The following is a 12,932-nucleotide window of genomic DNA, read 5'->3' on the forward strand; positions in this document are numbered from 1 at the left end:
CCGGAACCGTGTCAGGCTTGGGCCATCTGCGGTCCGGCTATTTCTTCCTGTGTTCCTGCTCCACCAGATAGACCAGCAGCAGGTAGATGCCGATGGTCGCCAGATAGAACGTGATCTCGTAAGGCCGCCGCCCGAACATGTCGGAAAAGGCCGTATGCATGACGATCTGGCTGAAGGCCCGGAACAGCCACATGACCGTGCCCCAGGACACCGCCAGCCAGAGGCCGATCGCCGCCACCAGATCCAGCACGGCGAAGAAGACGGTCGCCGTCTGCCATTCGACCGGCATTTCCCAGAACCACGCACCGCGCCATGGCGTAAAGCCGACGATGCGGGCCCAGTGGATCACCCCGCCCGCGATCAGCAGCAGCGCCATGCAGCGCAGATACCACAGCAGCACGGTGCTCCAGGGCGGGCGGTTCTTGAGGAGATCCTGAAAGCTTGTGATCATGGCCGGCCTTGCGGGAAGAGGCATCAGGCTTGGTTAGCCAGTGCCCGCGCTTCACTCAGGGCAGCGGAAGATCGCCGCCCTCTGGCCTTCCGAAATAAGCCGCCAGCCCCGTCCTGTCCACCTCTGCCAGACTTGCCGCCTGCCAGCGCGGTGCATTGTCCCGGTCCACCAGCACGGAGCGCACGCCCTCATAAAAGTCCGTGTGCTTCAGGATCTCGCTGACAATGCGGAATTCCATCCGCATGCAGCCGTTGAAATCCAGCTCCGCGCCCCGGTTCAGCTGCTCGAAGGTCAGCGCCAGACTGGTGGGCGACTTGGAGGCCAGCATCCCCAGGCAATTTCGTGCAAAGTCTGAATCACTTGAGGCCAGCGCCTGCCAGATCTGGTCAACGCTGGAGAGACCGAAAACGCGCTCCAGTTCATCCATCACTTCAAGCAGTGGTGCAGGGCCTGCATTCACCGCAAAACGGGAAAGCGCTGCATCCACCGGCTCCCCGGCGCAGAGCGCGTCCGTCAGCGCCGGAATTGAGGAGGACGCCACCGCATGGGTGAGCACCCCGGTCAGCAGCGCATCGGCCTGCTTCAGCCGGGCCGAGGTCAGCGCGCAATAATAGCCGGTGCGGCGCGGCATGCGCGGCAGAAAGAAGCTGCCCCCGACATCCGGGAAGAAACCGATACCGGTTTCCGGCATGGCGAAGAGCGTTTTTTCCGTGCCCACCCGGTGCGAGCCATGCACCGACAGGCCGACACCGCCGCCCATGACGATGCCGTCGATCAGCGATACCCACGGCTTTGGGAAATGCTTGATGCGGCTGTTGAGAATGTACTCGTCCGCGAAGAAGCTTGTCTGCTCCGGTGCGCCCTTAAGCCCCTGCCCCACACCCATGTCATAGACCTGACGGATGTCGCCGCCTGCGCAGAAGGCCTTCTCGCCGCTGCCGCGCAACACGATGCGGGTGATGGCCGGGTTCGCTTCCCAGTCATCCAGCCGGGCGGCGATGGCCTTGACCATGCCGTGGCTGAGCGCATTGAGCGCCTTGGGCCGGTTGAGGGAGATCAGCCCCGCCTGCCCCGCCACCTCGAACAGAACCTCGTCCGCGCTCTCGCTCATGCTCTTCTGCCTCCCCGGTTGCTGTTCTCACCGGCCAATCAGATCGCGCGAAATGATGACGCGCATGATTTCGTTGGTGCCTTCCAGAATCTGGTGCACCCGCACATCCCTCAGGAAACGCTCAATGGGATAGTCGCGCAAGTAGCCGTAGCCGCCGTGCAGCTGCAGCGCCTCGTTGACCACCTGAAAGCCCGTGTCCGTCGCAAGGCGCTTGGCCATGGCGGCAAGGCGCGTGGCCCCTTCCGCCTTTTCCTCGACGGCCATGGCCGCCTTGTGCAGCAGCAGCCGGGCCGCCTCCAGTTCCGTCGCCATGTCGGCCAGCCGGAACTGCAAGGCCTGAAAAGTGGAGAGGGAACGGCCGAATTGCTGACGGTCCTTCATATAGGCAATGCTGCGCTCAAGGCAGGTCTGCGCTGCGCCCAGCGAGCAGGCGCCGATGTTCAGCCGCCCGCCATCAAGTCCGGCCATGGCGAACCTGAAGCCCTCGCCCTCTTCGCCGATGCGGTTCGCCGCCGGAATGCGGCAGTCTTCAAAAATGACCTGCGCCGTCGGCTGGCTCTTCCAGCCGAGTTTCACTTCCTGCGCCCCGAAGCTCAGCCCCGGCGTGCCCTTGTCCACGACAAAGCAGGAGATGCCGCCCGGCCCCTCCCCGCCCGTACGAGCCATGACAATATAAATGTCCGACACCCCGCCGCCGGAGATAAAGGCCTTGGTGCCGTTGAGAACATAGCTATCCCCGTCCCGCATGGCGCGGGTTCTGAGGCTTGCCGCGTCCGAGCCCGCGCCCGGCTCCGTCAGGCAATAGCTGCCGAAGCGGCGCATGCTGCACAGGTCCGGCAGATAGCGCTCGCGCAGCTCCTGCGAACCGAAGCGGTCGATCATCCAGCCGGTCATGTTGTGGATGGAGATATAGGCCGCCGTCGAGGTGCAGCCCTTCGCGAGTTCCTCGAAGATCAGCGCTGCATCCAGCCGCGTCAGGCCCGAACCGCCCAGATCCTCGCGCACATAAATGCCGCCGAAACCAAGCTCTGCCGCCTTGCGCAGGGTCTCCACCGGGAAAATGGACTTCTCGTCCCACTCCCGCGCATGGGGCTCCATCTCGTCGCGGGCAAAGCTGGCGGCCACCTCCTGAAAGGCGCGCTGCTCTTCGTTCAAGGCAAAGTCCATGGGGCTCCTCCCGCCTGCACGGATGGCCGCAGATGGCGGTCCGGGGCGGCGGCTCTCCTCCTGCCTGCCCCTTGCCGCTCTGCAACCCTTGTCATTCCGGGGTAGCCCGTTTTGACTTTAACGTCAATTTGGCGGCAGATCGTCTCTTTGGCCTATGGGTTGGCGCAAGTGGCCAGATCAAGAGGCAAAGTCCATGATGCCGCAGTCCTCCCTATGGCATCACGGCGGCGCTGTTGTTACAGTCCGCGCCCATCAAGCATGATCAAAACTTCCGAACTCCAGGACCCGCCGCATGTCCAACCCGTTCCACAGCGTTTCCCCCGAGCACATTGACGACATTCTCGGCGGCCGCCGCCTGCGCCGCAACCGCCGCGCCGACTGGGCGCGCCGGCTGGTGCAGGAAAACGCCCTGACCGTGAATGACCTGATCTGGCCGATCTTCCTCGTCGATGGCAGCAACATCCGCCAGCCGGTGCCCTCCATGCCGGGCGTCGAGCGCATGTCGGTGGATGAAGCCGTGCGCGAGGCAGAATATGCGGCGAGCCTGTCGATCCCGGCACTGGCGCTCTTCCCCTACACCGATCCCGGCTTGCGCGATGATGCCGGCAACGAGGCCCTCAATCCGGAAAACCTCATCTGCCGCGCCTGCCGCGCCATCAAGCAGGCGGGCCTCAACATCGGCCTCATCACCGATGTGGCGCTGGACCCCTACACCAGCCACGGCCACGATGGCCTGATGCACGGCGAGCGCATCCTGAATGACGAGACCGTCGATCAGCTCTGCCGCCAGGCCCTGACGCAGGTGGAAGCGGGTGCGGATGTGATCGCCCCTTCCGACATGATGGACGGGCGCATCGGCGCCATCCGCCGGGCGCTGGATGCCAATGGCCACCGCGAAACCCAGATCATGGCCTATGCCGCCAAATATGCCTCCGCCTTCTACGGCCCCTTCCGCGATGCGGTGGGCACGTCCAAGACGCTGATCGGCGACAAGCGCACCTATCAGATGGACCCGGCCAACACGGACGAGGCCCTGCGCGAGGTGGAACTGGACATTGCCGAAGGCGCCGACATGGTGATGGTCAAGCCGGGCATGCCCTACCTGGACGTTGTCTGGCGGGTGAAGGACACCTTCCGCATGCCGACCTATGCCTATCAGGTGTCGGGTGAATACGCGATGATCCAGGCCGCTGCCGCCAATGGCTGGCTTGACGGCGAACGCGCCATGCTGGAAAGCCTTCTGGCCTTCAAGCGCGCCGGAGCAGACGGGATCCTCACCTATTTCGCGCCGCGCGTGGCAGAACTTCTCAAAAGCGGCCTTTAAGAGGCCGCCCTTTTCCGGACGGTGACATGCACAGCCCCTCTGATCGCCAGACCTCTGAAAAACAGGCTTCTGGCACCCTGCCGCTTTCCCTTGCCGATGTGGAAGATGCGGCACGTCTGATCCGGGGGGCCGTGCTGCGCACGCCGTTCCTGCCAGCACCCAAGCTGTCGGCGCTGACCGGTGCCGAGGTTTTCGTGAAGTACGAAAACATGCAGGTCACCAACGCCTTCAAGGAGCGCGGGGCGCTGGTGAAGCTGCTGTCGCTGACAGCGGAAGAGCGCCGGCGCGGCGTCATCGCCATGTCGGCCGGCAACCATGCACAGGCTGTCGCCTATCACGCCGGCCGGCTCGGCATTCCCTCCACCATCGTCATGCCGGAGACGACGCCTTTCGTGAAGATCACCGCCACGCGCGGCTATGGCGCGGAAGTGGTTCTGGCCGGTGACACGCTGGTGGGGGCAACGGCCGAAGCGCAGCGCCTGTCGGAGGAAAAGGGATTCGTCTGGGTGCATCCCTTCGACGACCCCCATGTCATCCGCGGCCAGGGCACCATCGCGCTGGAGATGCTGGAAGACGTGCCGGACCTTGAGTGCATGGTCGTTCCGGTCGGCGGTGGCGGCATGATTTCCGGCATGGCCGTGGCGGCGAAGGGGGCAAAGCCGGATATTTCCATCGTCGGCGTTGAATCGCGGCTTTATCCGGGCATGTGGAGCGCCGTGCATGACGAAGACCTGCCCTGCGGCGGGCCGACGATTGCGGAAGGCATTGCGGTGAAGGACGTCGGCGCCCTCACGCGCAAGATCGTGCGTGAACTGGTCGATGACATTGTTCTGGCCGAGGAAAGCGCCATCGAACGGGCCATCAACCTGTTCCTGACCCAGCTGAAGACACTGGCGGAGGGCGCGGGCGCTGCCGGTCTTGCCGCACTGCTGACGGCACCAGAGCTGTTCCGGGGCAAGAAGGTGGGGCTGGTGCTGTGCGGCGGCAACATCGACCCGCGTCTGGTCTCCTCGATCGTGATCCGCGAGCTTTCCCGCGATGGCCGTCTCGTATCGGTGCGCATCGACACGCCGGACCGGCCGGGTGTGCTGGGCGAAATCGCCTCCATCATCGGCGGGCGCGGCGGCAATGTGGTGGACGTGTCGCACCACCGCCTGTTCCTCAACGTGCCTGCGAAGGGCGCGACGCTGGATGTGACCTTCGAGACCTTTGACGCTGCCCACGGCCAGACCATCATCGAAGCCCTGCGCGAGCGCGGCTATGCGGTGCGCCAGATGAATGTGGCCGAGGTGATGGCCTGAGGCGGCATGCTGCGCGGTGAAGCTGGCGGGCTTGCGAAAAACTCCGCCCGCAAACTGGAACGGAACAATTGACTGTTCGTCCCGTTCTTCCCACATGAATGGCAGAAACGGAGGCGGCGATGTCCTATCAGGCTGAAATTCTGGAACCCCGGCGCGGCGGCTTTGGCGCCACCGATGATCCTGCACTTTTCAGCGGGCTGCGCAGCAAGCGCATCATGGCCTTCCTGATCGACATGGCCATCATCGCCTTCTTCACCGTGATGGCGGGAATACTCATCTTCTTCCTTGGCATTTTCACGCTGGGTCTTGCGTGGTTTGCCTATGCCTTCCTGTGGCAGGGCGTGGCGCTGACCTACACCGCCATCACGCTGGGCGGCGAGCGTGCTTCAACGCTGGGCATGCGCGCCATGGGCCTCGAAATGCGCCTGTGGCACGGCGGCAAGCCCTATGCCCTGCTGGCGGCGATGCATGCGCTGCTGTTCTGGTTCTCGGTGACGCTGCTGACGCCGCTGGTGCTGCTGATCAGCCTCGTGTCGGACCGCAAGCGCCTCCTGCATGACATCATCCTTGGAACCGTCGTCATCAACGCGGACCGCCGTTTCTGACGCCAGACCGGATTGCGCGGCGTTCCGGCACCGGAAATTGCCGGAAATGGGTGCTTGACGTTCCCTCTTGCCGCGCCATCCTGTCGGGATATCATTGTCTGCAACGAGAGGCAGATCTTCCGACGTGACCCGGCACCCGATCGACCATCCCCAGTTCTACCTGACGGCCCCTGCGCCGTGCCCGTATCTGCCGGGCCGGCAGGAGCGGAAGGTGTTCACCCATCTGGTCGGTCATCAGGCCCCTGCCCTCAATGACGTGCTGACGCAGGGCGGCTTCCGCCGCAGCCAGAACATCGCCTACCGCCCGGCCTGCGAGGCCTGCCGGGCCTGCGTTTCCGTGCGGGTGCGGGTGGCGGATTTCCAGTGGACCAGCTCCTTCAAGCGCACCTGGAAGAAAGGCAGCTGGCTGGTCGGCGCAGAGCTGCCGCCCTCACCCTCCAGCGAACAATATGATCTCTTCCGCACCTATCTTCTGGCCCGGCATGAAAATGGCGGCATGTCGGAAATGAGCGTGCTGGACTATGCGATGATGGTGGAAGACACCCATGTGGATACCATGGTCATCGAATACCGCCGCCGCGGGCCGGACACGTTCCTCACCCGGCGCGGCACCGGGCCGCTGACCGGCGTTGCCCTGACCGACCGCATGGCTGATGGCCTGTCGATGGTCTATTCCTTCTACGACCCCACGATCGAAGCCTTCAGCCTTGGTACCTTCATGATCCTTGAGCACATCGAGCGGGCCAGAAAGCTTGGCCTGCCCTATGTCTATCTCGGCTATTGGGTCGAGGGCTCGCAGAAGATGGCCTACAAGGAACGGTTCCAGCCGCAGGAACATCTGGGGCCGGAAGGCTGGGCCCAGCCCGGCCCGTCCACAAGCCTGTCTGACGCCTGATCAGGCCCGTAAAGAGCTGGTCTCATCCACGTGAGCGCGGATCGAACCAAAGACGCTGCGGAACATGTCCCGCGTCAGCCGTCCCGTGTTCGTGTTGTAGCGCGAGCAGTGGTAGCTGTCGAAAAGCTTCACCGGCCGGCCGGACAGCTGAATGTCATGCCCTGCCCCATGCACGAAGGGTGATCTTGCACGCGGCAGCGACAGGGCGGTCAGGAATGTGTCATGGGCAATGCGCCCCAGCGCCAGCACCGCACGGACCGAGGGCATGGCGTCAAGCGTTGCAATCAGAAACGGCCGGCAGGTCTTGATCTCCGGCCCTGTCGGCTTGTTCTCCGGCGGGACGCAGCGCACCGCATTGGTGATCAGGGCATCCACCAGCTCAAGGCTGTCATCCGGGCGCGCCTCATAGACGCCCCTGGCAAAGCCGAAGTCGATCATCGTCTCGTAGAGAAGATCGCCGGCATAATCCCCGGTAAACGGCCGCCCTGTCCTGTTGGCACCACGCAAGCCCGGCGCAAGACCAACGATCAGCAGGGACGGCGCCTTGTCACCAAAGGACGGCACGGGCGCGTTGAACCAGTCCGGCGACAGGCGCCGGTGCTCTTCGCGGAAGGCAACGAGACGCGGGCACAGCGGACAATCGCGTGCCGGGTCCAGAGCAACATCAGCCATATGTGGTTCAGGCCTCAGTAGTCGTCATCTTCGTCGGCGTCACGGTCGCGGTCGGAGACACGCGAGGGACGCTCGGCCGGATCACGGCCAACGCGGTTGGCAAGGCTCGCCAGCTCGATGAAGTGGTCAGCCTGGCGGCGCAGATCATCGGCAATCATCGGCGGCTGGGTCTGAAGCGTGGAGACGACGCTGACCTTGCGGCCCTTGCGCTGCAGAGCTTCAACCAGCGAGCGGAAATCACCATCCCCCGAGAACAGGACAATGTGATCAACGCTGTCGACGAGTTGCATGGCATCAACCGCCAGCTCGATATCCATGTTGCCCTTGACCTTGCGGCGGCCGCTGGAATCAACAAATTCCTTCACCGGCTTCGTCACAACCTTGTAACCGTTGTAATCAAGCCAATCAATCAGAGGGCGAATTGAGGAATACTCCTGATCCTCAATGATCGCGGTATAATAATATGCGCGCAGCAAATAGCCTTTGCTCTGAAACTCCTTCAACAGCATCTTATAATCGATATCGAAACCGATCGCCTTTGCCGTCGAATACAGGTTCGCACCATCAATAAACAAAGCAATTTTTTCTCTTGAATCAAACATAAAGTAATTCCTTTCCAGCACCAGCGGGCTCTGGTGCAGCATTCAACCTATCACAGCGCAATTGATTGACTTGTATAAACAATCACTCGCTCGCTTGCGTTGCCTCCAAGTCAGCAAAAGCTAAACTTTTAACTGAACGCCATTATTTGGACGTCTTTTCATGGGCGCAACAGTTGGGGTACTACATTGGCGCAGCCTTCCGCAATCATAAATATGGCCACCATTTGGACGTGTGAAAGGTTCTCAAGCCATTTTTTCGCCGCTCTGGCACCTCAAGATCGATCACGAAACAGCGAGGGTTGCGCTAAGGTGCAGTTGCTAATATACGCTCATCACTTGAATTCCAGAACATATGGAGAAGTCCTATGGCGCGCGTGACCGTCGAGGATTGCATCGACAAGGTTGATAACCGGTTCGAGCTGGTGCTGCTGGCAGCACATCGCGCCCGGATGATCTCAAGCGGTTCGCCGCTGACCATCGATCGCGACAACGACAAGAACCCGGTCGTCGCACTGCGCGAAATCGCAGATGAGACGGTGAGCCCGGAAGATCTTAAGGAAGACCTCATTCATTCTCTGCAGAAATATGTGGAAGTGGATGAGCCGGAGGCGGAAGCCGTACCGCTCGTTCCGTCCAGCAATTCTGGCGGCACCCAGGTCAATGCGGTAGACGATTCGAACGTTGAGTTCGACCGCATGTCGGAAGAAGATCTGCTGCGCGGTCTGGAAGGCCTTGTGCCGCCGGAGCGTTCGGACGACATCTGATTTCCGGCATGAGGCGGGTCATCTGAGTTGGCAAGCCCTGGTGCTGCAATCTGTGTCCAAGGGTGTCTGCTGCGGCCATGATGCGCCAATACGAGCTTGTCGAACGGGTTACCCGCTATAATCCGAATGCCGATGAAGGCCTTTTGAACAAGGCCTATGTCTATGCCATGAAGAAGCACGGGTCCCAGACCCGCGCTTCCGGAGATCCCTATTTCTCCCACCCGCTCGAAGTGGCCGCCATCCTGACCGATCTCAGGCTGGATGACGCCACAGTTGCGGTCGCGCTGCTGCATGACACCATTGAGGACACGGATGCCACCCGCGCGGAGATCGACACGGTCTTCGGCGAGGAAATCGGCAAGCTTGTCGAAGGCCTGACCAAGATCAAGCGCCTCGACCTCGTCTCCCAGAAGACCAAGCAGGCGGAGAATTTCCGCAAGCTTCTGCTCGCCATCGCCGATGATGTGCGCGTGCTGCTGGTGAAGCTGGCGGACCGGCTGCACAACATGCGCACGCTCCAGCACATGCCGGAGCACAAGCGCGGCCGCATCGCCGAAGAGACGATGGAGATCTATGCCCCGCTCGCCGGGCGCATGGGCATGCAGGACATGCGCGAGGAGCTGGAGGACCTGTCCTTCCAGGTGCTCAATCCGGAAGCCTATGCCACGATTGCCGAGCGGCTCACGGGCCTGCGCGAGCGCAATGGCGGGCTGATCGGCGAGATCGAAAGCCTGCTGACCGCCCAGATCGCCGAGCGCGGCATCGCTGCCCGGGTCAAGGGCCGTGAAAAGCGCCCCTACTCCATCTTCCGCAAGATGCAGCAGAAGTCTCTGGGCTTCGAGCAGCTTTCCGACATTTACGGCTTCCGCGTCATCGTCGGCACCACCGAGGCCTGCTACCGGGTGCTGGGCATCATCCACACCACCTGGCCGACCGTGCCGGGGCGGTTCAAGGACTACATCTCGACGCCGAAGCAGAACGACTACCGCTCGATCCACACCACGATCGTCGGCCCCAGCCGCCAGCGCGTGGAACTGCAGATCCGTACCGAGGCGATGGACCGGGTGGCCGAGTACGGCATTGCCGCCCACGCCCTCTACAAGGACGGGCAGACGGGCGGGCGCAACATTGCCCGGCATACGGACGAAAGCCGCGCTTATGACTGGCTGCGGCGGACCATCGACCTTCTGTCGCAGGGCGACACGCCGGAGGAATTCCTCGAGAACACCAAGCTGGAACTGTTCCACGACCAGGTGTTCTGCTTCACGCCCAAGGGCCGCCTGATCGCCCTGCCACGCGGGGCAACGCCGATCGACTTTGCCTATGCGGTGCATACGGGCATCGGCAACACCTGCGTCGGCTGCAAGATCAACGGCAAGATCATGCCGCTGGTGACCGAGCTGCGGAACGGCGACGAGGTGGAAGTCATCCGCTCGCAGGCGCAGACGCCGCCGCCCGCCTGGGAATCGATTGCCGTGACCGGCAAGGCCAAGGCCGCGATCCGCCGGGCCACGCGCGAATCCATCCGCAAGCAGTACGGCGCCCTTGGCGAGCACGTGCTGCAGCGCGCCTTCAACCGTGCGGACAAGCCTTATTCGGAAGGTCTTCTGGACGGCGTTCTCGGCCTGCTCAATCAGGAGACCGTTGCCGATCTGCTGGCCAGCGTCGGGCGCGGCGAGTTGAGTGCGCAGCAGGTGGTCAAGGCAGTCCATCCGGACTATCAGGACGAGCGCACCGCTCATCTCAAGCCGGAGCCCGGTGAAGGCTGGTTCGATCTTGAGAAGGGCCAAGGCCTCAAGTTCCGAATTCCCGATGCCGTGCAGGGCTCCGATGGCCTGGCGCTGCCGATCCGCGGCCTGACCGGTGACATTCCGGTGAGCTTTGCCCCCAATGGCGGCGCCGTGCCCGGTGACCGGATCGTCGGCATCCTGACGCCTTCGGAGGGGCTGACGATCTATCCGATCCAGTCGCCGGCACTGAAGGAATTCGACGACCAGAGCGACCGCTGGATCGACGTGCGCTGGGACATCGATGTGGACAATCCGGAGCGTTTCCCGGCGCGCATCAACGTGTCAGCGCTGAACGAGCCCGGCTCCCTCGCCGCCATCGCCCAGGTGATCGGCGACAACGGCGGCAACATCGACAATCTGAAGATGGTCCGCAAGGTGGCCGACTTCCATCAGATGATCATCGATCTCGAGGTATGGGATCTGAAACATCTGAACCGTATCATCAACCAGCTGCGGGCCAAGCCGAACGTGTCGAGCGTGACACGTGTCAACGGCTGACCCGGCACAAGACGGAGACTTTGGACGATGACGCAGGACGAAGTCCTGGCCGTTTTCCGCGAGGCGGGGGCCATTCTGGAAGGGCATTTCATTCTTTCCTCCGGGCTGCGCAGCCCGGTCTTCCTGCAGAAGGCCCGCGTCTTCATGTATCCGGAGAAGACCGAGCGCCTGTGCAAGGCGCTGGCGCAGAAGATTGAAGCGGCCGGCCTTGGCAAGATCGATGCCGTTGTCTCCCCTGCCCTTGGCGGCCTGATCCCCGGTTATGAAACGGCCCGCCACCTCGGCGTTCCGGCCATGTGGGTGGAGCGTGAGGGCGGAGAGTTCCGCCTGCGCCGCTTCGAGATGGAAAAGGGCGCGCGCGTCGTCATCGTTGAAGACATCGTCACCACGGGCCTGTCCAGCCGCGAGACGGTTGACGCATTGAAGGCAATCGGCGCCGAAGTTCTGGCCGTGGCCTGCCTGATTGACCGCTCTGCCGGAGAGGCGGACACAACCGTGCCACTTGTATCGCTGACACAGTACAAGGTGCCGGCCTATGAGCCCGACAATCTGCCGCCGGAGCTGGCCGCGCTTCCAGCCGTGAAGCCGGGAAGCCGCAACCTCGCCTGAGCGGGCAAAACGGGAAAGGGAGACAGGACCGCATGCTGTTTCAGCGCAGAACACCGCCAACCCGGCTTCAAAAGATGCGCGTGGCCGTCTGGCCGCGGGAAAGCTGGTCCCGGTCGTTCCGCTATTACGGCAAGCGTGTCCTGCGCCTGACCGCCAGTCCCGATGCCGTCGCCAGAGGATTTGCGGCAGGCGCCTTTGCGTCCTTCACGCCCTTGATGGGTTTTCATTTCCTGCTGGCGGCCGCGTGTGCCTTCGCGATCCGGGGCAACATGATTGCTTCGGCTCTTGGCACCGCTGTCGGCAATCCGCTGACCTTTCCCTTCATCTGGGCCGCGACCTACAAGCTGGGTCACCTGATCCTCGGGTCGAACCAGCATGAGATTGCGCGCCGCGAAGGCGCGACCGAGCATGGTTTCAACCTTCTGGAACAGTCGTTCGACACGCTCTGGCCGGTGATCAAGCCCATGCTGATCGGCGGAATTCCCCTTGGCCTGATCTGCGGTGCACTGTGCTATGTCATCGTCTTCCAGAGCGTGCGCACCTATCAGGAAGCCAAGCGCCTGCGCCTTGAAAAGCGGCGGGACGCAAGCCGCAAGGCCGAATAGCTTGAAGATGCCTATCCGGCATCTTAACTCCATGTCTTGCGCGTTCTGACCGGCCAGGGAAAGGCAGCCATGATTCTTGGCATCGGCAGCGATCTGATCGACATCCGCCGCATCGAGCAGACACTGGAACGGTTTGGCGAGCGCTTCACCAACCGTGTCTTCACCGAGCGGGAGCGCCAGCGCTCCGACCGGCGTACCGAGCGGGCGGCTTCCTATGCCAAACGCTTTGCCGCGAAAGAAGCCTGTTCCAAGGCTCTTGGCACCGGCATCCGCATGGGCGTTGCATGGCGGGAGATGGGGGTGGTGAACCTTCCGAGCGGCCGCCCGACGCTGGAACTCACCGGCAGCGCCGCCGGACGGCTTGCCCGGCTGACGCCGGAAGGCTTCAAGGCCCGCATCGACCTGACCATAACCGATGATTACCCGCTGGCGCAGGCCTTCGTGGTGATTTCCGCCTGGCCGCAGGACTGGCCGGAGCCCCCCGCCCCGCCAGTGCGCGAGGAGGCCTGAGGCTTTCTCAAACCGCCATAAAGCCATG

The 12,932-nt window shown here is 62.8% G+C and carries 14 protein-coding genes; 9 read left to right on the plus strand and 5 right to left on the minus strand.

The window, feature by feature from the left end; genetic code table 11:
• Nucleotides 1–37 precede the first annotated feature (37 nt).
• From H163_RS0100365 to H163_RS0100375, 3 genes are read right to left on the minus strand one after another with little or no spacing between them, the layout of a single operon-like run.
• Nucleotides 38–451, minus strand: a complete 414-nt coding sequence (locus H163_RS0100365; protein WP_019962546.1) for a DUF6163 family protein — start codon at nt 449–451, stop codon at nt 38–40.
• 55 nt (nt 452–506) lie between these two features.
• Complete coding sequence (locus tag H163_RS0100370) at nt 507–1,562, minus strand: enoyl-CoA hydratase/isomerase family protein (protein WP_019962547.1); 1,056 nt, start codon at nt 1,560–1,562, stop codon at nt 507–509.
• 27 nt (nt 1,563–1,589) lie between these two features.
• Nucleotides 1,590–2,729, minus strand: a complete 1,140-nt coding sequence (locus tag H163_RS0100375; RefSeq protein ID WP_019962548.1) for an isobutyryl-CoA dehydrogenase — start codon at nt 2,727–2,729, stop codon at nt 1,590–1,592.
• A 292-nt stretch (nt 2,730–3,021) separates the two neighbouring features.
• Here H163_RS0100375 and hemB point away from each other — a divergent pair, with 292 nt between their 5' ends.
• The 4 genes from hemB to H163_RS0100395 all read left to right on the plus strand — a co-directional run bounded on the left by hemB (nt 3,022) and on the right by H163_RS0100395 (nt 6,854).
• Nucleotides 3,022–4,053, plus strand: coding sequence for a porphobilinogen synthase (hemB, locus tag H163_RS0100380; RefSeq protein ID WP_019962549.1), 1,032 nt, complete (start codon nt 3,022–3,024; stop codon nt 4,051–4,053).
• Nucleotides 4,054–4,079: 26 nt separating this feature from the next.
• Nucleotides 4,080–5,354: a threonine ammonia-lyase gene (locus H163_RS0100385; RefSeq protein WP_019962550.1), complete on the plus strand. Its 1,275-nt coding sequence runs from the start codon at nt 4,080–4,082 to the stop codon at nt 5,352–5,354.
• A gap of 119 nt (nt 5,355–5,473) precedes the next feature.
• The gene (locus H163_RS0100390; protein ID WP_040677844.1) at nt 5,474–5,959 is read left to right on the plus strand and encodes an RDD family protein; all 486 of its coding nucleotides are present in this window, start codon (nt 5,474–5,476) and stop codon (nt 5,957–5,959) included.
• A 124-nt stretch (nt 5,960–6,083) separates the two neighbouring features.
• Nucleotides 6,084–6,854, plus strand: coding sequence for an arginyltransferase (locus H163_RS0100395; RefSeq protein ID WP_019962552.1), 771 nt, complete (start codon nt 6,084–6,086; stop codon nt 6,852–6,854).
• On the opposite strand, the gene H163_RS0100400 is transcribed toward H163_RS0100395, so the two are convergent.
• The gene (locus tag H163_RS0100400; protein WP_019962553.1) at nt 6,855–7,526 is read right to left on the minus strand and encodes a uracil-DNA glycosylase; all 672 of its coding nucleotides are present in this window, start codon (nt 7,524–7,526) and stop codon (nt 6,855–6,857) included.
• 14 nt (nt 7,527–7,540) lie between these two features.
• Nucleotides 7,541–8,128 (minus strand): LabA-like NYN domain-containing protein, encoded by a 588-nt coding sequence (locus H163_RS0100405; RefSeq protein ID WP_026355283.1) that lies wholly within the window; start codon nt 8,126–8,128, stop codon nt 7,541–7,543.
• A gap of 365 nt (nt 8,129–8,493) precedes the next feature.
• Here H163_RS0100405 and rpoZ point away from each other — a divergent pair, with 365 nt between their 5' ends.
• The 5 genes from rpoZ (at nt 8,494) to acpS (ending at nt 12,904) form a co-directional block, all read left to right on the plus strand.
• On the plus strand, nt 8,494–8,892 hold the full coding sequence (rpoZ, locus tag H163_RS0100410) for a DNA-directed RNA polymerase subunit omega (protein WP_019962555.1): 399 nt from the start codon (nt 8,494–8,496) through the stop codon (nt 8,890–8,892).
• A gap of 77 nt (nt 8,893–8,969) precedes the next feature.
• Nucleotides 8,970–11,180, plus strand: a complete 2,211-nt coding sequence (locus H163_RS0100415; protein WP_019962556.1) for a RelA/SpoT family protein — start codon at nt 8,970–8,972, stop codon at nt 11,178–11,180.
• Nucleotides 11,181–11,207: 27 nt separating this feature from the next.
• Entirely contained in the window at nt 11,208–11,789 is a 582-nt protein-coding gene (gene pyrE, locus H163_RS0100420; RefSeq protein ID WP_019962557.1) for an orotate phosphoribosyltransferase, read from the plus strand.
• Nucleotides 11,790–11,863: 74 nt separating this feature from the next.
• Nucleotides 11,864–12,394 carry a DUF2062 domain-containing protein gene (locus H163_RS0100425; RefSeq protein WP_019962558.1) on the plus strand — a complete coding sequence of 177 codons (531 nt, stop codon included), beginning with the start codon at nt 11,864–11,866 and terminating at the stop codon, nt 12,392–12,394.
• 69 nt (nt 12,395–12,463) lie between these two features.
• The gene (gene acpS, locus H163_RS0100430) at nt 12,464–12,904 is read left to right on the plus strand and encodes a holo-ACP synthase (protein WP_026355285.1); all 441 of its coding nucleotides are present in this window, start codon (nt 12,464–12,466) and stop codon (nt 12,902–12,904) included.
• The last annotated feature ends 28 nt before the right edge of the window (nt 12,905–12,932 follow it).

Origin of the sequence: Pannonibacter phragmitetus DSM 14782, assembly GCF_000382365.1 — a bacterium.
In the GTDB taxonomy this organism is placed as follows: Bacteria; Pseudomonadota; Alphaproteobacteria; order Rhizobiales; family Stappiaceae; genus Pannonibacter; species Pannonibacter phragmitetus.